Raw genomic sequence first — 26,503 nt, 5'->3', positions numbered from 1 at the left:
CATTCAGATGATTCGGGTGATCGAGCTGAGGTCCCGTGGTGCACATTCGAGGCTGGGCGGTTGCCAGGGCTAGCGCTCGTAGCCGTACACCCATCCATCGTCATCGTCGTCGGCAGTGACCATCTGCATCCATGCCTCGTACTCCGGATTCGTCAGCCGCAAGTGGATACCCTGCCGCGAATAGCCCACGAGTTCAACGAAAACCAGAGGTCTCGACCAGCAGAACCGAAGTCCGAATCCTCTTCTCAGAACTTCGATCCTCGCGTCCCCGAGCCTGTCCTTCATGCCTCGGCCCAACTGCTTGAAACGCTCATACAGGGCTTCCTTGCCCGCTTGATCCTCAGTGTCGAATCTATCGCTGACACCAATGTGGACGTACTTGAGGTTGCCGTCCACAAACGGCCGTGCGAGCGGAGACGCAACAGGTAGGTGGGTACGGATAGAGGACCCCGAATCTGGGGACCATGGCCCCAGGTCCCATCCCATCACCGCTGCGAATCGACCGACATCCGTCTCTGACCAGGTCCAATCAAAATCGGCCGCGACGGCAGCAAGATCGACCGCAGGCTCTCCACCTTCGTGCATAACGTGATACTTGGCCACGAATCGCCATGACACAAATCGACCGTGTCAGAAGTGGACTTCCGCCATCCAAGATGGCCCAGAATTCGGCAATAGCGTGTGTTCACGACCTACTCAGGCAGGTGGCTGAACCTGGTGTGAGCACACGGGTAGCGATGATCAACTGCCGGATCTGATTGCAACGCTGAGGAACATCGAATCCGCATACATGGAGTGGCGCAGGGCTCTTGGCCTCGGCACCCGACGTAAGCAGAAGGCTCCCGACTGTTGTCGTAGTTTCTGATACTTCCTGTCATTACCTGATGTTGTTTGTCAGTGGGATTGGTGAGGCGGCGGCGTATCCGGGGTGTGGTGGTCGGGGTGCGTAGGGCGGCGGCGGTGAGCGCGCCGGGGGTATGGGTGCAGGCGTCGTATCGCCGGGTGCCGGGTTCGGCAGGGCAAACATCGTCGCTGGTCGATCGGGAAAAGATGTTGCGGGACAGCGCGACCGGTGCGATGCTCCGCGTTCACGAATGACGGTTCGGTCGCGTGGATCGACGGTGACCTGTCATAGGTCGCTGTTACGGTCGAAACCCTATACGACACCGCACCAACTCGATGGTCGAGGAGCTGATGGAGTTGGCTTCATGGCGTTGCCGCCCTGGTTGTCGGGCCGGTTCTGTTGATGGTGGTCGACACGGAATCACCAGCGATTACGTGACGCCGCCGCTCGGCTGGGTCGGGAGTGGCCGGTGAAGGGTTCACCGATGCAGGTGTCGGGTTCGGGAACGGGTGTGGCGCGCCAGTTTTCGTTCACCACCCGCCCGTATCGGGCGGTGGATGACGCGACCGGTGACCCGGTCGGGCTCGACGACGTCGATGTGCGGATCGGTTGGCTCCTGGACCTGGTGACCGGCGCGGAAACAGAACTGCTGTCACGGTTGTGGCGGCCGGACACCTTCGATGCGCTCGCCGCCGGGCGCGATCCTCTCGGCCGCAAACTACCGGTGCAGGGGCATGTCGCCGCGGCACGCCTGGGCTGGACTCCGATCTATCCGGCGGGTGTGTATGTGCCGTCGCGGGTGTCGCGGGTGGTGATGGCGCAGACGATGGCGTGTTTGCGGACGTCGGCGTTCCGCGACACCGCGCTCACCGCGTGCTCGCTGCGATTCGATCCGGCCACAGGAACTTTCACCGCACCCGGCACCACAGCCGATGGTGTTCCGGCCGGGTTCGCGCGGGGTGTGCGACGTCAGCTCACCGCGCATCATCGCCGCACCGGCAGTGACTATTCCATCGCCGGTGTGCGGATCACCGAGGTGCAAGACCCGCCCCGCACCACGGCGCAGGCGCGGCTTTCGGCCGCCGATCGCCAGCTCGCGCACCTGCACGTGGCAGGCGGGGCAATGGTGTTGACGGTCAAGCTGCCCACCAGCGCGACCCCGACCGGGCGTGGACAGTGGCGCAACGTCCGCCTCATGGCGGCGATTCCGGCGCACCTGTCGGCTCGAACGGTCACCGATTGGCATTTACCGACCTTGGTTTTAGACGGTCGGGGCGCGTTGTGGCGATGCGCAGCAACCGAACTCGTCCCGGCCAACGATATAGGCGCGGCGACCGTCGCGGTCGGGGTGGACTGGTCACCGGCGACGCTGGGTGCCGCCGCGATCACCACCGAAGAACCCACCGGGCTCACCTCGGACTATCGCGGCTTCACGTATGACGATCGCGGGATCGGGGTCAAACTCGCGCGCCTGCAAACCGAAGGACAACTGCTGCACCGCAAAGCCGCCCGCCTCACCCGCCTGGCCGCGACCGCCACCCCGGTGGTGCGCGCGCACCTGGAAGCCAAGATCGCGGTCCTGGAATCGCACCGCGCCGCGGTCGGAGCCAAACGCGCAAGGATCAACCGCGAGTTGGCTTTCCACTTCGCCCGACAAGTCACCGACTACGCCGTGTCAGCGGGGGCGGGTCTGGTCGCGGTCGAGGACCTCACCACCCTCGAACACCGCGGGCACGGTCGCGTCAACAACAATCGGGCCGCGCAATCCGCGCGCCACAAGACGGTGTCCGCGCTCGCGCACACCGCCGCCGAGGCCGGGGTCACCGTGGTCACCGTGCCCGCGCGCGGCTCCTCGTCACAATGTCCGGGCTGCGACCAAGCTCTCTCGCGTCCCGGCGGCTACCACGATGCCTGGTGTTCGACCTGCGCGATCGGCGGCAACCGCGACCACATCGCCGGAGTGAACCTGGCCAAACGCGCTCTACTCGGCAGAGGGGCGATCCGGCGTCGACGCGACCGGCTCCCCGCGATCGCCACCAGCCTGCACGCCCCCGTGCGGGCGTGCCGCGACAAGACTGGCCCGACCCCGTCCCGCCCGCCCCGCCATCGGCGGGTCCGGCACAGCATCGCGACTACACCCCGGGTGGGGGTGAACCCGAAACAGCCTGTTCCTGCACCCCAAGCGTCGGTGTGGGACACGGTCAAACCCCTGCCACCGCGTGGCGGGGGTAGCCGTGACACACGTACATCTCGCACTCCTGCCCTACCAACAGCAGACAGTATGAGATCTACGTAGACGCTGTGAGCCGGACCGAGCGCGCCGCATCGCAATTGCGCTCGTATCAGCCAATAGTCGTCCCTGGACTGCTCCAGACACCTGCATACGTCGAGGAAGTGCTGGGTCGAATGATTCGGTTCTATGGAATCCCGAATGACTTGGACGAGGGTGTAGCTGCCAGGTTGGATCGTCAGAAGATTCTCCACCAAGGCAACCGCAGGTTTTCGTTCATAATCGCCGAACAGACCCTACGGACCACGGTCGGAGACGATTCGGTGATGGCGGGGCAGTTGGAGCATCTACTCGCCGTGATGTCCTTGCCGCGCCTTGTCATCGGGATCGTGCCGGAGCGGTTTGCTCTAGGCGGTCCGGCTATCAACGGATTCGTGATGTATGACAACCGGCTGGTGCTGGTGGAGACGGTGAGCGCGGAGCTGACGATCAACCAACCTCGCGAGATCGCGCTGTACGGCAAGCTATTCGCCGAACTGGCTGACCAGGCGGCGTACGGTGAGCCTGCGCGTCATTTGGTCACGAGTGAACTCGAAAAAAGGCGCTAGGACGACAAACCGATCAGCTCGCGCAGGTGGATTGGAATGGGGTACCGGCGAATAGGTCGCCGATCCAGGCCTGCCAGCGGTCGGCGACAGGGGTTGGGGCGTCGTGGCCGCCGGGGACGATCAGGTCGTGGACTGGGGAGCCGAGGGCGCACATTTTGGCGATCGCGGCGGTTGACCATGCGGTGTTCACTAGTTTGTCGGCGTCACCGCGCACGATGTAGGTGGGCAGGCTGGTCGCTGATTTCGGGAGGTTGGTGCGGGACTCGAAGTCGGAGAAGGGTTGTGCGGCAGCATCATCGACGAAGCGAACCTCGTCCGGGGTGCCTGCTTGGCCGAGCGCGATGTCGGCGGCGGTTCGATCGCCCGTGCACTCGGATTCCAGGCGCGGTGCGGCCGCCAGCAGATCACCGTGAATAACCCGGTCGTAGGTGTAGTCCGGGTTGCCGTAACGCACGGCTTCGACCAGGTACGGCAAGATCAGGTATTGCTCGGGGGCGTTGGCCTGGCCTGCGCGGACGGACTCTACGAATTGGATGCTCAACGCCGGGGAGAGCAGCACAACGCCATGGATATTCAGTTCCGGCGCATACGATTTCGCGGTTTCGGCGGCTGATTCCGCGGCCCGGCCGCCCTGCGAGATGCCGAGCAGCACGGTGTCCGGAGCCAGCGGCAAGCCGAGGGCCTGGGCGGCACGCACCGAATCGAGGACGTCGTAGCCCGAGGACGGGGTGTCCAGGTAAGGCGCATTGCCCGGTCCGTCGAGGCCCTGATAGTTCGTCATCACCACGGCGCGATGCCCGCCCAGCAGTTGTGCGACCACCGGAGCGGATCCGAACAGTTCCGGGGAATTCGTGGGAGCACAGGCACTGACGACGCCGGAAGTCCCGTGTGCCAAGGCAATCACCGGCCAACCACCGGCCGGAGCCTGGCCGGTCGGCACGAATACCGCCCCGGACACCTCGACCGGCTGTCCGTTCGGAGCCGTCGACCGGTATCGAATGTAGGTGGCCGACCCCATCACCGACGTAATGGCAGCATCGACATTCCCCAGCGCCCGCTGCGCAATAAGCCGCCCAGCCACCTCCGCTGCAGGCGAGGCCGTATCACTGGAACTGCCACAGGCCGAAACAATCACGGCCACGAGTATCGGAAAGACCAACCTTGCCCGCATGGCATCCCTCCAAGCGAAACCGCCCGAGCGTGCTGACAATCAGTCCTCGCAGTCTCCCACGAACGCCCGCCGCAGAGCGCCACGCCCTTTCGCCGAGAGGGCACTGAGCCGGTGTTTTGTCCGAATCGCCCTGCCTCATGTCCCTCTCGATGAATATTGGGTCAGGCGACGCCTGCCGCGCGGAGGTGAGCCATGATGTCTGGGGCTGGGTGGAAGTGTGCGTGGTAGCGCGGGGGGTAGATGCCTTCGGCCGCGGGTAGGGGGACGGCGGACTCGAGGGTTTCCCAGGTGACGGACAGGCTGTCGCTTGTCGCGGGGTCGACCAGGACGACGTTGTCGGTTCGGGGTAGCAGGCTCGGGACGGTGTCGGTCCAGGTGGTGAACGTCAGTTCGGTGCCGTCTTGTGCGCGCACATGCATTACCTTGGCGGCGTAGTCCTCGATGATTCCCGCGTCGAGGTCGGCGCGTAGGTGGTCGTATTGGTGTCCGTACACGCGCGCGGTGAGAGTGCATTCGGCGGAACCGATTTCGTGCGCGGCGAGATGGTTCGGCGGCACCCGGTATGGGATCAGGCGGCCCGCTTCGTCGAGGGTGTACGGGACGGGTGAGACTTCCCGGACCGCATTGTCGAAGAGCTCGCGCGCCGTGTTCACCAGGTGCAGGACGTGGCGGTCGGAGTACTCGACGCCGACGAGGACGCCGGTGTTCTGGGCGATGAAAACGATCGGGCGCGCACCGGCTTTCGCGCCGATCCCGGCGAGCCAGCCATCCACCAGGGGTAGCGATCCCGCGTACAGATCACCGCTGGTATCCGGAATATGCAGCATGCCGCCGTTGGCGGCCGGGTCGTAATTCGCAACGGTATCCAGCGCCAAGCCGGTGAGATTCGCACGGGCAGTGGCGAATACGGTGGCGGCATCCACTCCCCATTCGGCGAGCTGACTCGGATGCACCCGCGGCATCGAGGTCGGCTGGTCGATGACCAGGGTCTCCATCAAGCAAGGCAGCACCGGCCGCCACAGCACATGCCCCGAGACAAGCTGACCTTCCATCCGCGTCGCAAGCTCCCCGGCCTGCCGAATGAGCGGCCGAACATGCGGCGCAACCGCCTCCCACCCCTGCGGCACTTCAGGACCACCGAGCCCCGGCCCGTGGCTGACGAAATTGTGCAGCATCTCCTGAGCCTCGGCAGGCGAAGCATTCTCACAACGCCGAAACACCGTAGTCAGATTCATCCGCCCCCGAGTCCCGTCATGGGACAGATAACTGATCTCGAAGGCATCGCCGTCATACTCCGCCGAAGCCACAGCCGGATTGGCCCGCATCATCTCGAATGCCTTCTGCCCGAACTGTTTGCGCTTGGAACCGAACACCCCACCCAGAAAACTCATGCGCCAAAACCTACTAGGCGGTCCCGACAACCGCCGCACGCGAGGTTGCGTCAGGAGATTATTCGGACTGCGTAGGGCATGATGCCGTCTTCTCGGACCGGGGAGACTCGGACTACGTCGCCGGATTGGGGGGCCTCGACCATTTTGCCGCTGCCGGTGTAGAGGGCTACGTGTTCGCTGCCGCCTGCGCCCCAGAAGAGCATGTCGCCTCGTTCGCGTTCGGAGACGGGGACTCGGGTGCCCATGGTGTATTGGTAGCCGCTGTAGTGCGGGAGGGAGACGCCGATTCCGGCGAAGGCGTAGATCATGAGGCCGGAGCAGTCGAAGCCGGTTTTGCCGAAGTCGCCGTGGCGGTCGGCTACGCCGCCGTCCCGGATGCCCAGGGTCGCGCCGTCTTCGTCGCCGCCGCCCCAGGCGTAGTCCTCGCCGAGTTGGGCCATGGCTCGGTCTACGACTATTTCGATGAGTTCGGAGCGGCTGCCGGTGGCTCGGCTCTGTTGCTGGCCGGAACGTGGTGGGGGCGGGGAATTGTCGAGTTGGGTGTGGGGGCGGTGGCCTTGGGCGGCGTCGGAGGCGCGGTCGTTGGAGGCGCGGTCGGCGGCTACTCGGCCGGAGGCGTCGCGGGCCGTCGCGCGGGCTGCGGCTTGTTCGGCGCGGCGTTGTTCGTCCCAGGTCAGGTAGGCGTCGCGCTGGCCTTGGAGACCGGCGACATTGGCGCGGGCGGCATCCAGGCGCTGCTGGGCGGAATCACGTTGCTGAACAAGGCCGTTGCGGTGGGCCGCTTCCTGGTCGAGGGCGGTCTGGGCGGCGGCTACCGCGTTCTGGGCTTCCGTCTTCTTGACCTCGGCGTCGGCGGCAGCGGCGTCGGCGGCCTGCTGGGCCTGCTTGGCGGCGGAGGTCTTATTGGCCTGATCGACCTGGGCGCGGCGCAGGCCCTCCACCACCTGCTGTTGATTCAGTGAGGCGATGGTCAGGATCTGCGCGCGATTGAGAGCGATCTCGGGGGTGGGGGCGGCCATATAGTTGACCAGCGAATTGGAGCCGGGGCGCATGTAGACCTGTGCGACGTACTTGTCGAAATCGTGGTGCGCGCCATCGACTTTCACGCCCGCACCGGTCAGATCGACCTGGCACTGGGTCACCTGGCGAGCCGCGGCGTCGGCGGCATCGCGCGCGATCTGAAGGTCGACCAGCGCCTTGTTCACCGCTTCGCGGCGCGCCGCGACGGCATCGTCGAGCTGCTGCAACTGCTGTTCGACCGCGGCCACCTGATTGATCAGCGCGCCCACTTCCCCGACCCCGGCATCGACCTGGCCACCCGCCTCGGCGATTTCACTATCGCTGGGATTGGGTGGTGGCGGCGGCGCGGCATGCCCGGTGGCAATCCCCACCGCGAACACCAGCACTGCCACCAGCAACTCCATAGCGACTCGAACCGGGCGTCCCCGCCGCCTCACCGGCTCACGCATCGCACCTCCCTGAAGTCCCAACCGGCACTTCTTCCCCAAGCGTGCCATCGCGAAACCGTACGACACTTCCGGGATCGGGCGGTGCAGCCACGCCCGGGTGACCCGCGTCCAATTCAGACGTTGCTGGCGATTTGCCTGTTTCCGTAGCGATTTCCCACAGCCGCGGCAGTCGGCCGACCGGAAAACCTTCCGGCCGTCAGCGAAGAATCAGCGAATGAGACTGGTCAGGAGACCGCATCGACTGCGGTCGGTTCGGACGATGAACGGCGGAACACCCGATCGAGCCGGAGCGCGGTAGCGCAGGTAGCGAGGATCGCACTGCCCCCGGCAACGACCAGAACGCCATAGGAACACACCTCGCCGAACCCCACCGAGGTCCACATGACCGCCGCGAAGGAGAGCAATAGCGCCGCCGCAGCGGTGGTGGCCGCCCTCGTCGCTATACCGAGGATCAGTCCCACGGCAAGGACGCTTTCCGCCAGCGTCGCAACGGCCCCCAAACTCGGAGCGGCCCATTCAAGCGCGGATGGCAGCAGCGAACGCGTGTAGTCGATGAACGCCGCGTAGTCGCCCCAGGAAACCCCGGGCACACCCGGCGCTCCGAGCAGCCCGAATCGATCGGCCACCGATCCGGCGAACAAGGCCCCCACCAGGATTCGAACCACGGTATTGATTGCCACCACGCGGGCCGCGGTCACAGCCAGCGCCGCGACACTCGCCAGCACCACGGCAATGATCGCCCCGACGGAACCGTGCGCGAATACCAGCCACCCGAGTTCGACCAGCAGCGCCGCTATCGAGAATCCCACCGCAAGAGTCCTGGTCATTTCCGCCCTCTTCACAAAGTAGTAAGGTGCCTTACCAACCGTACGAAGGGAACCGGAATTGGTCAAGAGCCTTACTAATCCTCTATCCGACCGACCCGCGCCGCTCGGCAATCTGCTCAGCGCCGCCGCGAGAACCCTTGCGGCCGAATTGGATGCGGGTTTGATCGCCGCCGGATTCACCGACGTACGCGCCGCACACGCACCCATATTCCAGGTCATCGACCCCGACGGCACGCGGCTCGTCGATCTCGCCCAGCGGACCGGCATGACCAAACAGGCCATGGGCGAACTCGTCCGGCACCTCGAAGCTCGCGGCTACGTGGAGATACTCCCCGACCCGTCGGACAAGCGGGCGCGTCTGGCCCGGCTGACCGAACACGGATGGTCGCTGGTGCACGCCGGACTCGATATCGTGGCGCGCTTCGACGCCCGCCTCGACGCGATTGTCGGGGCGGCCGAGGTGGCACAGCTACGCGAGGTACTGATGAAGATCATCGGCGGAGCGGGACTGACCTTCGCCGCGGGCGACACGGCGATTACACAGGTAATGATCACGGAGTGACCGAATTGCCCGAGGCAGAGTGCCCCGACAGGATCAGGAAAAGCGCCTCGAGCGGATCAGGAAACCGGGGTGCGCGGACGCTCGACGGCGACCGGCTCTTCCTCGGAACGCCGCGTCTTGGCGACGTAGAGCCCGCCGATCACAGCAATCAGACCGACCAGCACAACCAGGGTGATCACCGTCCAGGAGATCCCCTCGGGCTGCTCGAGGCGGTCGACGAAGGTGCGGGCCGCCTCCTCGGTGTGATCGGACCCGCGGTACTTGGACTTGTCCTCGGCCCATTCCAGGCGGGCGCGGGTGAACGAGTCACTGCATGTGCCGACCCAGTCGTCGCCGAAAACCACGACGGTGCCGTGTTCCTGCTTGCCGACCTCGGTCGCCAGATCGCGCAGGGTCGCCTCGATGCCCGGATTGCCCTGCACCACAACGATGTTCAGCGGGATGCCATGATCGCGCGCTTCGGCGGCGATTTCGGCCAGGCCGTCCTGCTTGCGCCCCTTGGGGGCGGCGACATGGTTGTCGGCCAGATCAGCGATGATGGCCTTCAGGTCGGTGTTCGGCGGTAGTTCCGCCTTCATTGGCGTGAAAACCGAGGTGCGCGAGACGGTCACGAACGCAGAGTACGGGACCGCTTGTCATATCACCTCACCACGCCACGCTGAATGGTTTGGATCACGGCGCAGAAGGCACTCGAAAACAGGACCGAAGGCAGTGCCGACCGGTGCGGGACCCTCCCCCGCATGCTCACAGGACAAGCGTACTGTTAAGGTCGAGAACCGGACGAGGAGCCTGCTCCTCGACGAGCCATCGGCACAGCCCCGCCGGTGGCCAACCATTCACAGACGAGTGGAGCGAACGTGACGAGTATCGATTCCTTCGGCGCCAAAGGCACCCTCGAGGTCGGAAGCAACTCCTACGAGATCTTCCGCCTCTCGAGCGTCCCCGGCACCGAGAAGCTGCCCTACGCCCTCAAGGTCCTCGCGGAGAACCTCCTCCGTACCGAGGACGGCGCCAACATCACCGCGGATCACGTGCGCGCGATCGCGAACTGGGATCCGTCCGCCGAGCCGGACACCGAGATCCAGTTCACCCCGGCCCGCGTGATCATGCAGGACTTCACCGGCGTCCCCTGCATCGTCGACCTCGCCACCATGCGTGAGGCCGTCACCACCCTCGGCGGCGACCCGTCCAAGGTCAACCCGCTGTCCCCCGCCGATATGGTCATCGACCACTCGGTCATCCTCGACGTCTTCGGCCGCGCCGATGCCCTCGAGCGCAACGTTGATCTCGAGTACCAGCGCAATGGCGAGCGCTACCAGTTCCTGCGCTGGGGCCAGGGCGCCTTCGACGACTTCAAGGTCGTCCCGCCGGGCGTCGGCATCGTGCACCAGGTGAACATCGAATACCTGGCCCCCACGGTCATGGTCCGCAATGGCCAGGCCTACCCCGACACCTGCGTCGGCACCGACTCGCACACCACCATGGTCAATGGCCTGGGCGTGCTGGGCTGGGGTGTGGGTGGCATCGAGGCCGAGGCCGCCATGCTGGGCCAGCCGGTCTCCATGCTGATCCCGCGCGTCGTCGGCTTCAAGCTGACCGGTGAGATCAAGCCGGGCGTCACCGCCACCGACGTGGTGCTCACCGTCACCGACATGCTGCGCAAGCACGGTGTGGTCGGCAAGTTCGTCGAGTTCTACGGCAAGGGCGTCGCCGAGGTTCCGCTCGCGAACCGCGCGACCCTGGGCAACATGAGCCCCGAATTCGGTTCCACCGCGGCGATCTTCCCGATCGACGAGGAGACCATCAACTACCTGCGCCTCACCGGCCGCAGCGATGAGCAGCTCGCGCTCGTCGAGGCGTACGCCAAGGAACAGGGCCTGTGGCACGACGCCGACAAGGAGCCCGCGTACTCGGAGTACCTGGAGCTGGACCTGAGCACCGTGGTGCCGTCCATCGCCGGCCCGAAGCGTCCGCAGGACCGGATCCTGTTGTCGGAGTCCAAGACTGCGTTCCGCAAGGACATCCACAACTACACCAACGACGCGGAGAGCGGCCCGGCCGCCGTCACCCCGCACACGCACCTGGACGAGGCCATCGAGGAGTCCTTCCCGGCTTCCGATCCCGCCGTGCTGTCCTTCGCCGACGATGACTCGGTCCTGATCCCGTCCGCCGCGAACGGCAACGTCGGCCGTCCGTCCAAGCCGGTCGTGGTCTCCGATCCGGAGCGTGGCGAATTCGTCCTGGATCACGGCGCCGTCGTGGTCGCGGGCATCACCTCCTGCACCAACACCTCCAACCCGTCGGTCATGATCGGCGCGGCGCTGCTCGCCCGCAATGCGGTCGAGAAGGGCCTCGCGTCCAAGCCGTGGGTCAAGACCAATATGGCCCCGGGCTCGCAGGTCGTCTCCGACTACTACGAGAAGGCCGGCCTGTGGCCGTACCTGGAGAAGCTGGGCTTCTTCGTCGGCGGTTACGGCTGCACCACGTGCATCGGTAACACCGGCCCGTTGCCCGAGCAGATCTCGGCCGCGATCAACGACAACGATCTGTCGGTCACCGCGGTGCTCTCGGGTAACCGCAACTTCGAAGGCCGCATCTCCCCCGACGTCAAGATGAACTACCTGGCCTCGCCGCCGCTGGTCATCGCGTACGCGCTCGCGGGCACCATGGACTTCGACTTCGAGGTCGATGCCCTGGGCACCGACACCGATGGCAATGATGTCTTCCTGAAGGACATTTGGCCGTCCCCGCAGGAGATCGACGACACCATCAAGTCGGCGATCAGCCGGGACATGTTCACCAAGTCCTACGCCACCGTCTTCCAGGGCGATGAGCGCTGGCGCGGCCTGAACACCCCCGAGGGCGACACCTTCGCGTGGGACGAGAACTCGACCTACGTCCGCAAGGCGCCGTACTTCGACGGCATGAAGATGGAGCCGACCCCGGTCAGCGACATCAAGGGCGCGCGCGTGCTCGCGCTGCTGGGCGATTCGGTCACCACCGACCACATCTCCCCGGCCGGTCCGATCAAGCCGGGCACCCCGGCCGCGCAGTACCTCGACTCGCACGGTGTGGAGCGCAAGGACTACAACTCCCTGGGCTCGCGTCGCGGTAACCACGAGGTCATGATTCGCGGCACGTTCGCGAACATCCGTCTGCGCAACCAGCTCCTGGACGACGTGTCGGGCGGTTACACCCGCGACTTCACCCAGGACGGCGGCCCGCAGGCCTTCATCTACGACGCCTCGCAGAACTACCAGGCCGCGGGCATTCCGCTGGTCGTGCTGGGCGGCAAGGAGTACGGCTCGGGTTCCTCGCGTGACTGGGCCGCCAAGGGCACCAGCCTGCTGGGCGTCAAGGCCGTCATCACCGAGTCCTTCGAGCGCATCCACCGCTCGAACCTGATCGGCATGGGCGTTGTCCCGCTGCAGTTCCCGGCCGGCGAGTCCGCCGCGTCGCTGAAGCTGGACGGCACCGAAACCTTCGACATCGAGGGAATCACCAAGCTGAACGAGGGTGTGACTCCGAAGACCATGAAGGTGACCGCCACCAAGGAAAACGGCGAGAAGGTCGTCTTCGACGCGGTCGTCCGCATCGATACGCCCGGTGAGGCCGACTACTACCGCAACGGTGGCATCCTGCAGTTCGTGCTGCGCAACATGATCCGGGGCTGATTCATCTCCCCATTCCCCGCTTCGGCGGGGATGATCAACACAGTGCAGCTGAGCTGCTGCACCACCCGGTTGTGAAGGGCTGTTTCGCAACCGAGTCGTGGTGGCGGGCAATGGTTCTCATCGAGAGCGTCATTGCCTGCCACGCGATCCCCTTCCGGGGTCGCTCTGCTCGTCGCTAGTGCGGGATCTCCGCACCGGTCCGCGTGATCGGTGCGGAGATTCCGCACAACCCGTTTCGGAGGAGCCCAGTGCCCAAGGTCAGTGACGACCACCTCGCCGCGCGCCGCAGCCAGATCCTCGACGGAGCACGCAGCTGCTTCGCCGAATTCGGCTACGAGGGCGCCACCGTGCGTCGTCTGGAAGAAGCGACCGGCCTGTCCCGGGGCGCGATCTTCCACCACTTCCGGGACAAGGACGCCCTCTTCCTCGCCCTCGCCCAGGAGGACGCCGGCCGCATGGCCGAGGTCGCCGCCACCCAGGGTCTGATCCAGGTCATGCGCGACATGCTCGCGCACCCAGAGGAATTCGACTGGCTGGGCACGCGCCTCGAGATCGCCCGCCGCTTACGCAACGACCCCGAATTCCGCGCCAACTGGGAAGAGCGCTCCACCGAACTCACCGCCGCGACCGTGGCCCGCCTCGAACGCCGCAAGGCCGCCGGAGCCCTGCGCGACGACGTCCCCACCGAGGTCCTCCTCGGCTACCTCGACCTCGTCCTCGACGGCCTCATCGCCCGCATCGCCTCGGGCCACGCCAACGACAACCTCGAAGCCGTACTGGATTTGGTCGAAGCCTCGGTCCGCCGCAAGCAGTAGCCCGCAGTGGCCCCGGTCAGTCTTGGGGCTTGGCCCAGCGGCCGCGGGCTTGCCGGATGTGGTCGCGCATGAAGCGTTCGATCGCTTCCTGATCCCGGGATTCGATGATGTCGACGATGGTGAAGTGTTCGCGGGCCACCTCGACCAACTCGCCCTTCTCGGCCAGTGAGGCGAGGCCGAAGAGGCGGGTGTGGTCTCGGAGGTCGGAGACCAGATCGTTCAGGCGGGGGTTGTCGGCGTAGCCCAGCAGGGTCAGGTGGAAGATCTGGTCCGCGGCGGTGTATTCGACAAGATCACCCTTCTCGGCTCCCTCGACGATCTTGGCGGCGAGTTCGCGCAGTCGGGGTAGATCCTCGGCGGGGATCAGCGGCGTGACGTCGCGGACGATCGGCGGTTCGAGGAGCATCCGGATCTGGGTGATGTCGTCGAGGTCTTTTTCGGCGACCTCGGTGACGCGAAATCCCTTGTTGGGCACGATCGAGATGAGATTCTCGCGGGCCAGGTCCTGCATCGCTTCGCGGACGGGGGTGGCGGAGACGCCGAATCGTGCGCCCAGGGTGGGGGCGGAATACACCACGCCCGGCTCCATTTCACCGGCGATGATGGCCGCACGCAGCGCCCGCGAGACCTTGTCGCGGAGGCTGACCTTCTCCATCTGGGTGAAATGGTCGATACTCACGACCGTCATTCTATGCCATGTCACGTGTCATCGATGAAGTCGACGCACCGGCTTCCGCGTCGACGGTATGCAGCGACTTTCCGGCGGTCTCCTTCGCAAGGCCGACCGCGATCATCGAGATCACCACTGCCGCAACCAGATACAGCGAGATCGGCGCCGAGCTGTGGAATCCGTTCAGGAGGCTGATCGCGATCAGCGGGGCCAGCGAGCCCTTCATCGGGCCGAAACAGGACAAGTGGTTGCGTGACCCCGGCCACAACGGTTACCGTCAGTGCAATGTCACACAGCACTGTGAGGCAGAGGCGGCCGGGCGCTCTCCCCGGAATCTCGAGTAGATGGAGGCTCACATGGCCGAAACGATCACCCCGGCAATGCATAAGCCGTGGCACGGAGTGCTGGTCGCGACGACCTTGCCGTTCACCGAGGACCTCTCGGTCGACTACGACGCCTACGCCGCGCACGTGGCGTGGCTGGCGGCGCAGGGCTGTCACGGCGTGAGCCCGAACGGATCGCTCGGCGAATACCAGACTCTCAGCGACGAGGAACGGGCCCGCGTGGTGACCACGGCCGTCGCGGCGGCCCCCGAAGGATTCACGATCATGCCGGGCATTGCCGCCTATGGCGCGCTGCAGGCCCGCAAGTGGGCCGAGCAGGCCGCCGAGGCCGGTGCGCACGCGGTCATGCTGCTGCCGCCCAATACCTATCGCGGCGGCCGGGATTCGATCCTCGACCACTACCGCACGGTTGCCGAGGTGGGGCTGCCGATCGTGGCCTACAACAACCCGATCGACACCCGCATCGACCTGACCCCGGACATCCTGGCCGAACTGCACGCCGAGGGCCTCATTGTCGGCGTCAAGGAGTTCACCGGCGATGTGCGCCGCTTCTACGAGATCAAGGAGCTCGCACCGCAACTCGACGTGCTCATCGGCTCCGACGACGTGGTGCTCGAACTCGGCATCGCGGGCGCGGTCGGCTGGGTGGCCGGGTACCCGAACGCGATCCCGCAGGTGACCCTCGAGCTATACAACGCCGCCGTGAGCCGGGACCTGGACAAGGCGCTACCGCTGTATCGCGAGCTACACAAGCTGCTGCGCTGGGATTCCAAGACCGAATTCGTACACGCCATCAAGCTGTCCATGGATCTGGCCGGACGCCCGGGCGGCCCCTGCCGTCCGCCGCGGGTGCCGCTCGCCCCCGCGCTGGTCGACAAGATCACCGCCGATACCCGCGCGGTACTCGCCAAGGGCTACCGGTAAGCGAAATCCCCACGGGTACCAGTGAATACGGGAAGTGAGAACGTGATGACCAGCATGGTCGAACCGGTCGCCAACACGACGGCCGCCCTCGTCGATGCCACAGTCGAGGCCGCCGCGCGGGCGTCGGGCCCCTGGGCGGCAATGGCTTTGGCCGATCGGGCGCGGGTGCTCGACGGCATCGCGGATCGGCTCGACGCCCGCGCGGGCGAGCTGATCCCCCTGGCCATCGAGGAGACGCATCTGCCCGAGCCGCGACTGGCCGGTGAATTGCGGCGCACCAGCTTTCAGCTGCGCCTGTTCGCGCAGCAAGTTCGCGACGGCGATTTCCTCGACGTGCGGATCGACAGCGCGGACGCGGACTGGCCGATGGGTGCCCCGCGACCCGACCTGCGGCGCATGAGCATTCCGCTCGGGCCGGTGCTCAATTTCGCGGCGAGCAACTTCCCGTTCGCGTTCTCGGTCGCGGGCGGTGACACCGCCTCCGCACTGGCTGCCGGATGCCCGGTCATCGTGAAGGCAAATCCGGGACATCCGGCGCTCTCGCGGCTGGTGGGCAGCCTCATCGACGAGGTGGTCACCGAATCCGAGGCTCCCCGAGGGACTTTCGGGCTGATCTTCGGGCGCGAGGCCGGGGTGCGGGCGCTCACGCACCCGGCCGTGGCCGCCGTGACATTCACCGGTTCCACCGCGGGTGGCCGGGCACTGTTCGACCTGGCGTCCCAGCGTCCCGTGCCGATCCCCTTCTATGGGGAATTGGGTTCGATCAACCCGGTTTTCGTGACGCCCGAGGTGGCTTGGTCTCGGGCAACGGAAATCGCGTCGGGGCTGCTCACTGCGGTCGGCTCGAGTGCGGGACAGCTGTGCACCAAGCCCGGACTGGTGGCGGTGCCCGAGGGGTCGCCGGTGCTGACCGAACTGCTCGAGACTCCCCCGGTGCCGGCCGGGGAGATGCTCAATGAGGTCATCGCGGCCGGGTTCGCCCGGGCGGTCGAGCAGGTGCGTGCGCATCCGGAGGTCAGGGTGCTGGCGGGCGGCAGACCGGCGGAGACGCTACTGCTGGGCACCACGGCGCGCGCGGTCATCGACGATCGCGACGGTCTGCTGCACGAGATGTTCGGGCCCGCAACGCTGTTGGTGATCTATCGGGATACCGCCGAGCTGCTCGAGCTGGCGCGCTCGGTACCCGGTCAGCTGACCGTGTCGATCTTCGGCGGCCGCGCCGATGACACGGCCCGCGCGCTGCTCCTCGCGGCGGCGAGCGCGGCTGGGCGGGTGCTCTGGAACTCCTGGCCGACAGGGGTTTCCGTCACCTACGCCCAGCAGCATGGCGGCCCCTATCCGGCGACGACCGCATCGGCGACGACTTCCGTGGGCACGGCGGCCATTACCCGTTTCCTGCGGCCGGTGGCATTCCAGTCCGTCCCCGAGGAGCTGCTGCCGCCGGAGTTGCGCACCGAGAACCCCCTCTCCGTCCCGCGTTCAGTGAATGGGGCTCACACGCAATGACTCTCGACTCCCCTGGCACGCCGGGGTGAGTTGCGAGCTGGCATGCGACCGGCCGTGAGGGGGCCGGAATCGGATTCCCATGAACCGAGCACAGAGAAGGTTTTCCATTGAGTTCCACTGTGATTCCACCGGATTCGGATCCGGTGGGCCGATCGGATCGGCCGCTGAGCGTCGTTATCGACGGGACCGAGGTTCAGGGCGTGCACGGGCAAACCCTGGCCTCCGTACTCCTCGCGAATGATCGCCCGCACTGGCGGACCGCGCCGAATGGCACGGCGCGCGGCGTGTTCTGTGGCATCGGCATCTGCTTCGACTGCGTCGCCACGGTGAACGGCGTGCCGGACATCCGGCTGTGTCGCCGTCCGGCACGAGACGGCGACACCGTCACCACGCAGAGTCGCGTGGCCGCCAGTGCGGACCGGCGCGCGGCCCTTGTCGCGTCGGAGCACCAGGCCGAGACCATGCGGCAACGCACCACTGACGCCCCTTCGGCACACGAGGCTGTTTCCCCCTCGGAGCGCACGAGCGAGGTGCGGGGATGAGCCGCCATGTGGTCGTGATCGGCGGCGGCCCGGCGGGTACGGCTGCGGCGGAATCCGCGCTGCGGCATGGGGCGACGGTGACCTTGATCGATTCGAACGAGGCGCTCGGCGGGCAGTACAACCGGCGCATTCCGGCCGCTTACGGGGTGCTTCGGCCGCTGAGTATCGGGCATGGTTATGCCGAATCCGAAGACCGTGCGCGACTGTTGATGTCGCATCCGCGTTGTGAATACCTGCCCTGGGCGTCGGTCTATCAGATCGAGCGGCACCTCGACGGTGGTTGCCCCGCGGTGCGATTGCTGCTCGGGATCGAGGGCGAGCAGCGAACGCACCGCGTGGTCCAGGGTGACGCGCTGGTGCTGGCGACGGGCGCATACGACCGGGTATGCCCGTTCCCCGGCTGGGATCTGCCCGGCGTCTATACCGCCGGTGCCGCACAGACTCTCGCCAAGACGCAGCGGGTGCTGGTCGGACGGTCGGTGCTGGTCTCCGGCACCGGGCCGTTCCTGCTGCCGGTCGCGCAGTCCCTCGCGGCAGGCGGCGCTCGGGTTCACGCCGTGCTGGAGGCCAATCCGGGTGGCCGGATCCTGCGACAGTGGGCGGCCCGGCCATGGGAGTTGCGGCACAGTATCGGCAAGGCCGCCGAGCTGATCGAGTACATCGGTTCCGGTGTGCGGCATCGGATTCCGCTGCGCGCTTCGAGTGCGGTCGTGGCGGTGGCCGGTGACGGTCGAGTGGAAGAGGCCACCGTAGCCAGGCTCGACGAGAATTGGATGCCGATCCCCGGCACTCATGTGACGATGCCGGTGGACGCGGTCGCGGTCTCCCACGGGTTCACCCCGCAACATGAGCTCGCGGTCGCCACCGGAGCCCTGCTCACCCCCGACGGCTTCGTACAAGTCGACCGCACCCAGCGAACCACCGTCGAAACCGTCTGGGCAGCAGGAGAAATCACCGGCATCGGCGGTTCCCACGTCGCGGCCCTCGAGGGCACTGTCGCGGGAATGGCCGCAGCCGGTGCGGATCCCACCTCGGATCGGCGATTGCGGGCCAGGCACCGCACGGCCGAGCAGTTCGTGACACGGCTAGCGGCCGCACACCCGATCCGCCCCGGCGTCCTGACCTGGTCACGACCGGAAACCGTCCTCTGCCGCTGCGAGGGCACCACCCGCGCCGATCTCACCGCCGCATGGACCCGCGCCACCGGTGACGGCTACCGCCCAGCCAAATTGGCGACCCGCGCCGGGCTCGGCCCGTGCCAGGGCCGCATCTGCGCGGCGAATATCGAGGCCCTCCGGGATCGCGTATGCCCGGACGGCCCCGACATCACACAGCCCGCCGACAATGCCGCCGACGCGGGAAGGGCTTGCGCCACTCCAGGCTCAGCCGCCACCACCCCGGGTTCAGCACCCACCATCTCGGGCTCAGCCACCATCTCGGGCTCAGCCACCACCCCGGGTTCAGCAGCCGCCGCCTCCGGTTCCGCAGCCACCACCGCGGGTTCGGCAGCCGCCTCCGGTTCAGCAACTGCTACCCCGGGTTTGGCCGCCGCCACTGCGGCTTGGCGGCCCCTCGCTGCTCCGATTCGCCTGCGTGAACTTGCCGATCTCGACACCGAAGGACAGTCCTGATGCACAGCAGCATGATCATTTCCGCGATCGACACCCACACCGAGGGCATGCCGACCCGGGTGGTCACCGGCGGGGTCGGCACGATTCCGGGCGAGACCATGGCGGCCCGCCGCACCTACTTCATCGAACACCGGGACGGGCTGCGCAAGCTGCTGGTCAATGAGCCGCGCGGGCATGCGTCGATGAGCGGGGCGATCCTCCAACCGGCCACCACCGAGGATGGGCATTTCGGTGTGCTGTTCATCGAGGTCAGTGGCCTGCTGCCGATGTGCGGGCACGGGACCATCGGGGTGGCGACGGCGCTGGTCGAGGCCGGAATGGTTCCGGTCACCGAGCCGGTAACCGAGATTCGGTTGGATACTCCTGCCGGACGCGTGGTTGCCACCGTGAATGTCACTGCAGGTCACGCGGATTCGGTCACTCTGCGCAATGTGCCCGCCTATTGCGACAGCCTGGACAATGAGGTCGAGGTGCCGGGCCTAGGAACGGTTCGCTACGACATGGCCTATGGCGGGAACTTCTACGCCATTGTCGATCTCGCCAAACTCGGGCTGCCGTTCGATCGCGCGCACAAGGATTCCATTCTCGACGCCGGTCTGCGAATCATGCGGGAAATCAACGAGTCTCGGCGGCCGGTGCATCCGGAGGACGAACACATTGCCGGATGCAAGCACGTGCTGTTCCTAGATCCCGCCTCCGAGCCCGCGCACACCCGCCATGCGATGGCCATCCATCCGGGCTGGTTCGATCGTTCCCCCTGCGGCACCGGCACTTCCGCGCTGCTGGCCCGCCAGCACGCCCGCGGCCTGCTCTCGGATGATCAAGTGCTGCGCAATGACTCGTTCATCGGCACCACCTTCCATGCCCGCGCGGTCGAAACCACCACTGTCGGTGGCCGTCCCGCGATCGTGCCGGCGATCACCGGGCGGGCCTGGCTGACCGGGACGGCGAACTATCTGCTCGATCCCTCCGACCCCTTCCCCGAGGGATTCGTCTTCTAACCGATTCCCCTCCAGCGCAGGCGATGTCGCCTGCTTCCTCGACCACCACCCCTGTTTCACCAGTCACCACCTGAAAGGCACGACAATGTCTGTCGTAACCCGCCGCCCGCGTCCCCCCATGACCAGATCCGGGGTGATGCGCCGACTACCCGTGACCGCCGAGGACACCGGCGATTTCAAGAAGAGCATGGGGCTGTGGCAGCTGGTCGCACTGAGCCTGGGTGGTTTGGTCGGCGCGGGCGTGTTCTCGCTCGCGGGTGTCGTGGCCAATGAGGTGTCGGGCCCGGCCGTGCTGGTCTCGTTCGCGATCGCGATCATCGCTTCCGGCGCGGCGGGCCTGTGCTACGCCGAATTCGCGGGCATGGTCCCGAAAGCCGGGTCGGCTTATACGTATTCGTATGTCGCGCTGGGCGAGATCATCGGCTTCATGATCGGGTGGGATCTGCTGCTCGAGTACACGGCCATCGTGTCGGTGGTCGCGATCGCGGTATCCGGGTATCTGAACTACATCACCCACTACATCGGATTCGATCTGCCGACCTGGGCGCTCGGCGCACCGGGCAGCGGTGACGGCCGCAAGATCGATCTGTTCGCGGTGCTGCTGTGTCTGCTGCTGGCCTTCCTGCTCTCGCGCGGCACTCGTGAATCCGCCCGTGTGCAAACAGGTCTCGTCGCCTTGAAGATGGTGATCGTCGCGATCGTGGTCATCGCGGGCGCTTTCCATATCAAGGCGGGCAATTACACGCCGTTCTTCCCGTTCGGCGTCGGCAGCGCGGTATCCGGTGCGGCGCTGGCCTTCTTCGCGGTGTACGGCTATGACGCCATGAGCGCGGCGGCGGAGGAATCCAAGGACGGCAAGAGGCTGATGCCGAAGGCGATCCTGATCAGCCTGGGTATCGCCTCGGTGGTGTATCTGCTGGTCTGCCTCGTCATCGTCGGCATGGTCAATTACACCGATATCAATGTGGCCTCGCCATTCTCCAGCGCCTTCGACACGATCGGCATGGGCATTCTCGGCCTGGTGATCGCAGTCGGCGCGGTGGTCGGCGTCACCACCTCCGCGTTCGCGAACATGCTGGCCGTCACCCGCGTCGGCTTCGCCATGAGCCGGGATGGGCTGCTGCCCTCCTACTTCGGCAAGAACAGCGAGCGCCGCAAGGTGCCGACCCGGGTGATCTGGCCGGTCGGCGTCGTCTCCGCGGTGATCGCCGGATTCCTGCCCATCCGCGAGGCGGCCGAACTCACCAATGTCGGAATCCTGATGGCGTTCATCGTGGTCGCGCTGGGTGTCATGCAGCTGCGCCGGACCCGGCCGGACGCCGAGCGGGCCTTCCGCACCCCGTGGGTGCCGGTCGTGCCGCTGATCGGCATCGGCTTCTCGATCTGGCTGATCAGCCACCTCGACATGATCACCTGGGTGCGGTTCATCGTCTGGCTGCTGCTGGGCCTGGCCGTGTATTGGGGCTTCGGCTACCGCAACTCGAAGCTCAACGAGACCGAAAGCTGATCCGAGCCACCCTCACCGGCCCGCAGGTTCCGACCTGCGGGCCGGTTCCTGGCTGTCTCCGGAGCATTCCAGAAATATGTCGGTGCTCCAGGTGGTTGGCCGATAGATGGCGAAAATGACGAGCGACGAACGCGAGAAGTTTCTGGCCGGTCTCCACGTTGGCGTGATCGCCATCGAGAGGCCGGATCGGGCACCGCTTTCGGTGCCGATCTGGTACGTCTACGAACCGGGTGGCGAGGTGCTCATCTGGACCAGTGCGGGCTCTGTGAAGGAAAAGCTGATCCGTGCCGCGGGCCGGTTCTCCCTCACCGCTCAGCAGGAAGAACTGCCGTACAAGTACGTCACGGCGGAAGGCTCCGTCACCGGTATCGAGCCCGTCACGATCGACATGGCCCGCGCCATCGCGGTCCGATACCTGGGCGAGATCGACGGCCCGGCCTATGCCGAGCAAAACATCTCACCCGCCTCGCGCCTCATCCGCATGCGCCCGGAGCACTGGCTCAGCACGGACTACTCGAAGGACCAGAGGCCCGGGTCCTAGGGCTTTGGCCAGCGCCCACGAGAGACCTCGCCCAGCCAGGCGGTGCGGCGGTGGTGGGGGCGAATCCGGTCGACCCAGCGGGGATTGGATTCATTGCGGCGGTAGACCGCGAGCCGCCCCGCCACCGCGAAGCGCAGGTGAGTCGCCGTGCCGACCACCTCGCCGTCGGTGGCGAGTGCCTCCGGGTTCGGCAATTGCACGAGCAGTTCCGGTAATTGGCGTTCGCCATAGACCTTGCTGTGCCCGATGGCGGCCAACAGCAGTGCCACCACGGCACGGGTTCGGGACCAGCGCAGGTCGGCGCGGAGCCAGCGGACATCGAGAAGCCCGGAGTCGAGGCGGTCGCGGAAGGCCGGGACGGCACCGTGCGGATGGTAGGGCCCATTGCCGACGAACAGGAACCACACCCGCCGCCACTGGCCGTCCAGATTGATCTCGATGGGTTCCGCCCGACGCAGGGTCACCACCAGCGCGGCCGCGAAGGCGGGCCATTTGCCCCAGCGCGATTGCCATTTCTCGCGTAATCGCACCAGATCCGGGTAGGTGCCGAGGCTGGCGGTATTGATCAAATGCCTGGTGCGCGAACCTGTTCCGTCATCGAACTCAACGTGGGCGATATCCACCGCGACCGCCTCGCCCGCACCGCTGGCATCGACGACCTCTTGCAGGTCGTAGACCCCGAGATCGCGCGCGAAGTGATTGAGTGTGCCGGTCGGAATCACCACCAGCGGTAGGTCGTGGCGCAATGCCACCGCGGCCACGGCCGCCACAGTGCCATCACCACCGGCGACTCCGAGCGCCGCCGCCGGTTCGGCGCGCTGCGCGAGAACCTGCTCGAGCTGTTCGGCAACGTCGATATCGGCTCGAGTGCGCACCACCGTGGCGGCGGGCAGTGCCGTCCGAACATCGGCCGTGGGGTCGTAGTTGGGATCACCGGAGACCGGATTCACCACCACCACAAGCCCTTTGCCCTCCACCAGCGCGGGCGCTTTCGGCACCGGACGAGCCTGCGCCTCATCCGATTCCCGCACCGGCCACCAGCGCCGCGTCGCCATGGCTACACCGGAACCGACGGCCGCCCCGATGAGCACATCGGAGGTCCAATGCACGCCGGTATGCACCCGCGAGTACGCGACGGTGGCGGCAACGGGAGCGATAACCATTGCGGTGCGCGGACTTTCGAGCGCCACGGCGGTGACGAAAGCCGCCGCGGACGCCGCATGTCCGGAAGGAAACGAGGACGACGTGGGTCTGGTGATCAGTCGCCGATGCACCGGCAATAGCTCGGCCGCCGGTCGCCGCCGCGCAATGGCCGGTTTCATTCCGACATTGACCGCGAAACTCGCACCCGCGACCGCGACCACACCGCGCAGGGCCGCTCGCCGCGGTGTTCCCTTCCGCGTGGCCAGCAGTGCCGCCATGCCCAGCCACAGCGCGCTGTGATCGGCACTCCCGGTCAACCGCAACAGGCCCCGGTCGGCCACCGATTCCGGCAGCCCGGCGACAACTCCGCCCACCGCCCGATCGAACCGACCCACCCTGCGAAACTTCCGCCGAACGCGATCACTCACCCGCCCGACATTACCGATTTCCGTGGCGGGTGCCTCGTACCTGCCCGATTCCGAGACGGTGCGCCGACGGATATCCCGTCGGCGCACCGTCCCGAGAAATCAGATGGGGCGAACGTTCTCCGCTTGCGGCCCCTTGGGCCCCTGCGTCACGTCGAACTCCACCCGCTGCTCATCGTTCAGGCTCCGATACCCATCGGCAGTGATGGCGCTGAAGTGGACAAATACGTCCGCACCCCCGTCATCAGGAGCAATGAACCCAAACCCCTTGTCCGCATTGAACCACTTCACAGTGCCCTGTTGCGCCATACTTTCACTCCCGCTGTCGTGAACCGCTGGACAAATATCCCCGATCCTCCCCCGCCGACACCGGAATCCCGTGCATTTCCCCCGGCCGTGCGTCGCGATTCTCCCGCAACCACGGGTCAGCGCGCTGGACCGAACCAGGTGTGCAGGGCGCTGGTGAGGGCGGCACGGTCATTCTCGGCCTCCCCGGTCGACACCCACGCCACGTAGCCATCGGGACGGATCAGGACCGCGGCGGGGGCGCTGATTTCGCCCAGTACCGGGATTGTCCAGCGCTTCTCGGCGGTCGCGGTCACCAGATCCACTCGGTCTTGCCAGCCGGTGAGGTCGTCGGCGAGCGTAGGGTCGCCGGTCAGGTCGAGCAAGACCGCACGACCGCAATGCAGCAGCGAGTACGTGCGGATCGAACCGTCGGCGGTGTCCAGGTCGAGATCGGGCATGCGGAGGCCGAGCAGCGGATGATCGCCGGTCATCGGGTAGCGAATGTCGAGGCCATTGATCATGGTGCCGAGGTAGGAATTGACGGACTCCTGCGCGATCAGGTCCCCGAAGATCTCACGCAGGGCATCGACCTGCGGGCCCGGGCGGTTCAGGGCGGATTGGGCGCGGGTGTTCTGCAGGACTCGGGCCGTGACCGGATGGCGTTCGGCCTCGTAGGAGTCGAGCAGGTTGTCCGGGGCTTCGCCCTTGACCACCGCGGCGAGCTTCCAGCCCAGATTCACCGCATCCTGGACGCCCATATTCAGGCCCTGACCACCGGCCGGGAAGTGGATGTGGGCCGAATCGCCCGCCAGCAGGACGCGGCCCGCGCGGTAGTTGTCGGCTTGACGGGCGGCATCGGTGAAGCGGGAAATCCAACGGGGGCTGCGCATTCCGTAGTCGGTACCGGCGATCGAGGTGAAAATGCTACGGAATTCCTCGAAGTCGATGGTGTCGTCTCGGTCGATATCGGTATCGAATCGAGTGACCATGAGGCGGTACCAGCCGGGTTCGAAGCCGAGCACGGTGAAGTCGCCGGATTCGGTGCGCTGCTGGAAGATTCGATCGCTGGGCGGGGCATCCAGTTCGGCATCACACAGATAGGCGACCAGGCTGGCATCGGTGCCGGAGAAGCCGATTCCGGCCGCCTTGCGAATGGTGCTGCGGCCGCCATCGCATCCGACCAGATAGTCGGCCCGCAGCACGCGCTCACCCTCGGGGCCGCGCACGGTGATATCGATGCCGTCGGCGTCCTGCTCGAATCCGGTCACCTCGGAGGCCCATTCGACCTCGACACCGAGTTCCGCGGCGCGCTTCTCCAGCAGCGTCTCGATTCTGGCCTGCAATAGTTGCAGCAGATACGGGTAGCGGGTCTCGAAGCCGCTGAAGTCCAGCCACATTGCGGAGAAGTGCCCTCCTGCCAGCTGCTTGCCCTGCTCCAGGAAGCCCTCGAGAATGCCGCGCTGATCGAGCACCTCCATGGTGCGGGCGTGGATGCCGCCCGCGCGGGACTGCCCGGTCCGCTCGCTCAGCGCCTCCAGCAGGGTGACCGGCACGCCCGCGAGTCGCAATTCGCACGCCAGCATCAACCCGGTGGGCCCTGCACCGGCAATGACTACGGGGTTCTTCGACATGATCCGCATCCCTTCATGTTCTCTAACACTGTTAGACGCTAATCTAACGCCGTTAGAGTGTCAATATGTTGATCGACCATGGAGGACAGATGAAGCTCAATTCCGAGGCGATCGCCCGCGCGGGTCTGCGACTACTCGATGAGAACGGGCTCGACGGCCTCACCATGCGCGCACTCGCCAAGGACCTGGGCGTGCAAGCGCCCACCCTCTATTGGCACGTCAAGAACAAGCAGCAACTGCTCGACGCCATGGCCGACATCGTCATGTCCGAAACCATCGAAACCATCGAGGCCCCCCGCCGCGGGGTCGACTGGTCCGAATGGCTCACCGCCCTGTGCCACCGTCAGCGCGCGGCTATGCTCGCCCATCGTGACGGCGCGAAGATGCTGGCGGGCACCAACTCCACCCACCCGTCCCTGGGCCGCCTCCTCGAGCTGACCCTCACCACGCTGCAGGACGCCGGTTTCCCCATACCCGCCGCCGCCCAAGCCTTCTCGACGCTCTACTCGTTCACGGTCGGCTACGTCATCGAAGAGCAGTCCCGCACCGGCGAGGCGTATGGCGACGACAATCCCTACACCCCCGAAAAGCTTGCCGCCCTGATCGATTCGAGCCGCTACCCGCTAGCAGCCCAATCCATCCCCCACCTCTTCGACGTCGACTCCGACGCGGGCTTCGACAATGGGATCGCCCTCATCATCGACGGGATGCGCGCCCAGCAATCGCGGTCGTCAGCAGCAGAACTGCCCTGAGCAGGCC

24 protein-coding genes are annotated in these 26,503 nt (G+C 66.2%); 13 read left to right on the top strand and 11 right to left on the bottom strand.

Annotated elements, in window-relative coordinates:
- Positions 1–69: 69 nt before the first annotated feature.
- Positions 70–603: a DUF6301 family protein gene (locus AB0N05_RS12470; RefSeq protein ID WP_364691558.1), complete on the bottom strand. Its 534-nt coding sequence runs from the start codon at positions 601–603 to the stop codon at positions 70–72.
- A 725-nt stretch (positions 604–1,328) separates the two neighbouring features.
- Between AB0N05_RS12470 and AB0N05_RS12465 the strand changes: the two genes are divergently transcribed.
- Positions 1,329–3,140 (top strand): zinc ribbon domain-containing protein, encoded by a 1,812-nt coding sequence (locus tag AB0N05_RS12465; protein ID WP_364692329.1) that lies wholly within the window; start codon positions 1,329–1,331, stop codon positions 3,138–3,140.
- 5 nt (positions 3,141–3,145) lie between these two features.
- The gene (locus tag AB0N05_RS12460; protein ID WP_364691555.1) at positions 3,146–3,682 is read left to right on the top strand and encodes a DUF5753 domain-containing protein; all 537 of its coding nucleotides are present in this window, start codon (positions 3,146–3,148) and stop codon (positions 3,680–3,682) included.
- A 13-nt stretch (positions 3,683–3,695) separates the two neighbouring features.
- On the opposite strand, the gene AB0N05_RS12455 is transcribed toward AB0N05_RS12460, so the two are convergent.
- The 4 genes from AB0N05_RS12455 to AB0N05_RS12440 all read right to left on the bottom strand — a co-directional run bounded on the left by AB0N05_RS12455 (position 3,696) and on the right by AB0N05_RS12440 (position 8,540).
- Positions 3,696–4,763 carry a lipase family protein gene (locus AB0N05_RS12455; RefSeq protein WP_364691552.1) on the bottom strand — a complete coding sequence of 356 codons (1,068 nt, stop codon included), beginning with the start codon at positions 4,761–4,763 and terminating at the stop codon, positions 3,696–3,698.
- A gap of 251 nt (positions 4,764–5,014) precedes the next feature.
- The gene (locus AB0N05_RS12450) at positions 5,015–6,244 is read right to left on the bottom strand and encodes a hypothetical protein (protein ID WP_364691549.1); all 1,230 of its coding nucleotides are present in this window, start codon (positions 6,242–6,244) and stop codon (positions 5,015–5,017) included.
- Positions 6,245–6,294: 50 nt separating this feature from the next.
- A complete protein-coding gene (locus AB0N05_RS12445) occupies positions 6,295–7,656 on the bottom strand; it encodes an NlpC/P60 family protein (protein WP_364691546.1) in 1,362 nt (453 codons plus the stop codon).
- Between the two features lie 281 nt (positions 7,657–7,937).
- A complete protein-coding gene (locus AB0N05_RS12440) occupies positions 7,938–8,540 on the bottom strand; it encodes a hypothetical protein (protein WP_364691543.1) in 603 nt (200 codons plus the stop codon).
- Between the two features lie 58 nt (positions 8,541–8,598).
- Here AB0N05_RS12440 and AB0N05_RS12435 point away from each other — a divergent pair, with 58 nt between their 5' ends.
- The gene (locus AB0N05_RS12435) at positions 8,599–9,102 is read left to right on the top strand and encodes a MarR family winged helix-turn-helix transcriptional regulator (RefSeq protein WP_364691540.1); all 504 of its coding nucleotides are present in this window, start codon (positions 8,599–8,601) and stop codon (positions 9,100–9,102) included.
- Between the two features lie 56 nt (positions 9,103–9,158).
- Here the strand turns inward: AB0N05_RS12435 and AB0N05_RS12430 are convergent, their stop codons facing one another.
- Positions 9,159–9,713, bottom strand: a complete 555-nt coding sequence (locus AB0N05_RS12430) for a DUF6676 family protein (RefSeq protein WP_364691537.1) — start codon at positions 9,711–9,713, stop codon at positions 9,159–9,161.
- 246 nt (positions 9,714–9,959) lie between these two features.
- Here AB0N05_RS12430 and AB0N05_RS12425 point away from each other — a divergent pair, with 246 nt between their 5' ends.
- Both AB0N05_RS12425 and AB0N05_RS12420 read left to right on the top strand, forming a co-directional pair.
- Positions 9,960–12,776 carry an aconitate hydratase gene (locus AB0N05_RS12425; RefSeq protein WP_364691534.1) on the top strand — a complete coding sequence of 939 codons (2,817 nt, stop codon included), beginning with the start codon at positions 9,960–9,962 and terminating at the stop codon, positions 12,774–12,776.
- A 248-nt stretch (positions 12,777–13,024) separates the two neighbouring features.
- Entirely contained in the window at positions 13,025–13,591 is a 567-nt protein-coding gene (locus AB0N05_RS12420) for a helix-turn-helix domain-containing protein (RefSeq protein ID WP_364691530.1), read from the top strand.
- Positions 13,592–13,607: 16 nt separating this feature from the next.
- Here AB0N05_RS12420 and AB0N05_RS12415 read toward each other — a convergent pair whose 3' ends face one another.
- Both AB0N05_RS12415 and AB0N05_RS12410 read right to left on the bottom strand, forming a co-directional pair.
- Positions 13,608–14,279: a GntR family transcriptional regulator gene (locus AB0N05_RS12415; RefSeq protein ID WP_364691527.1), complete on the bottom strand. Its 672-nt coding sequence runs from the start codon at positions 14,277–14,279 to the stop codon at positions 13,608–13,610.
- A 1-nt stretch (position 14,280) separates the two neighbouring features.
- Entirely contained in the window at positions 14,281–14,487 is a 207-nt protein-coding gene (locus AB0N05_RS12410; RefSeq protein WP_364691525.1) for a hypothetical protein, read from the bottom strand.
- A 130-nt stretch (positions 14,488–14,617) separates the two neighbouring features.
- On the opposite strand from AB0N05_RS12410, the gene AB0N05_RS12405 reads away from it, so the two are divergent.
- The 7 genes from AB0N05_RS12405 to AB0N05_RS12375 all read left to right on the top strand — a co-directional run bounded on the left by AB0N05_RS12405 (position 14,618) and on the right by AB0N05_RS12375 (position 22,257).
- Entirely contained in the window at positions 14,618–15,529 is a 912-nt protein-coding gene (locus AB0N05_RS12405; RefSeq protein WP_364691522.1) for a dihydrodipicolinate synthase family protein, read from the top strand.
- Between the two features lie 45 nt (positions 15,530–15,574).
- The gene (locus AB0N05_RS12400; protein WP_364691519.1) at positions 15,575–17,035 is read left to right on the top strand and encodes an aldehyde dehydrogenase (NADP(+)); all 1,461 of its coding nucleotides are present in this window, start codon (positions 15,575–15,577) and stop codon (positions 17,033–17,035) included.
- A gap of 107 nt (positions 17,036–17,142) precedes the next feature.
- Positions 17,143–17,577: a (2Fe-2S)-binding protein gene (locus AB0N05_RS12395; RefSeq protein ID WP_364691516.1), complete on the top strand. Its 435-nt coding sequence runs from the start codon at positions 17,143–17,145 to the stop codon at positions 17,575–17,577.
- Entirely contained in the window at positions 17,574–19,208 is a 1,635-nt protein-coding gene (locus AB0N05_RS12390) for an FAD-dependent oxidoreductase (protein WP_364691513.1), read from the top strand. The genes AB0N05_RS12395 and AB0N05_RS12390 overlap by 4 nt, the downstream gene beginning before the upstream one ends.
- Positions 19,208–20,209 carry a proline racemase family protein gene (locus AB0N05_RS12385; RefSeq protein ID WP_364691510.1) on the top strand — a complete coding sequence of 334 codons (1,002 nt, stop codon included), beginning with the start codon at positions 19,208–19,210 and terminating at the stop codon, positions 20,207–20,209. The genes AB0N05_RS12390 and AB0N05_RS12385 overlap by 1 nt, the downstream gene beginning before the upstream one ends.
- 118 nt (positions 20,210–20,327) lie before the next feature.
- Positions 20,328–21,716 carry an amino acid permease gene (locus AB0N05_RS12380; RefSeq protein ID WP_364691508.1) on the top strand — a complete coding sequence of 463 codons (1,389 nt, stop codon included), beginning with the start codon at positions 20,328–20,330 and terminating at the stop codon, positions 21,714–21,716.
- 106 nt (positions 21,717–21,822) lie between these two features.
- A complete protein-coding gene (locus AB0N05_RS12375; protein ID WP_364691505.1) occupies positions 21,823–22,257 on the top strand; it encodes a pyridoxamine 5'-phosphate oxidase family protein in 435 nt (144 codons plus the stop codon).
- On the opposite strand, the gene AB0N05_RS12370 is transcribed toward AB0N05_RS12375, so the two are convergent.
- The 3 genes from AB0N05_RS12370 to AB0N05_RS12360 all read right to left on the bottom strand — a co-directional run bounded on the left by AB0N05_RS12370 (position 22,254) and on the right by AB0N05_RS12360 (position 25,744).
- A complete protein-coding gene (locus AB0N05_RS12370; protein WP_364691503.1) occupies positions 22,254–23,774 on the bottom strand; it encodes a phosphatase PAP2 family protein in 1,521 nt (506 codons plus the stop codon). The genes AB0N05_RS12375 and AB0N05_RS12370 overlap by 4 nt on opposite strands.
- Positions 23,775–23,927: 153 nt before the next feature.
- Positions 23,928–24,134, bottom strand: coding sequence for a cold-shock protein (locus tag AB0N05_RS12365; RefSeq protein ID WP_364691500.1), 207 nt, complete (start codon positions 24,132–24,134; stop codon positions 23,928–23,930).
- A gap of 116 nt (positions 24,135–24,250) precedes the next feature.
- Positions 24,251–25,744 (bottom strand): FAD-dependent monooxygenase, encoded by a 1,494-nt coding sequence (locus AB0N05_RS12360; RefSeq protein WP_364691497.1) that lies wholly within the window; start codon positions 25,742–25,744, stop codon positions 24,251–24,253.
- An 89-nt stretch (positions 25,745–25,833) separates the two neighbouring features.
- Here AB0N05_RS12360 and AB0N05_RS12355 point away from each other — a divergent pair, with 89 nt between their 5' ends.
- Positions 25,834–26,496: a TetR/AcrR family transcriptional regulator C-terminal domain-containing protein gene (locus AB0N05_RS12355; RefSeq protein ID WP_364691494.1), complete on the top strand. Its 663-nt coding sequence runs from the start codon at positions 25,834–25,836 to the stop codon at positions 26,494–26,496.
- Positions 26,497–26,503: the final 7 nt, after the last annotated feature.

This window comes from Nocardia sp. NPDC051030 (genome assembly GCF_040683015.1).
GTDB lineage: Bacteria > Actinomycetota > Actinomycetes > Mycobacteriales > Mycobacteriaceae > Nocardia.
This window is presented reverse-complemented; position numbering and strand designations above follow the sequence as displayed.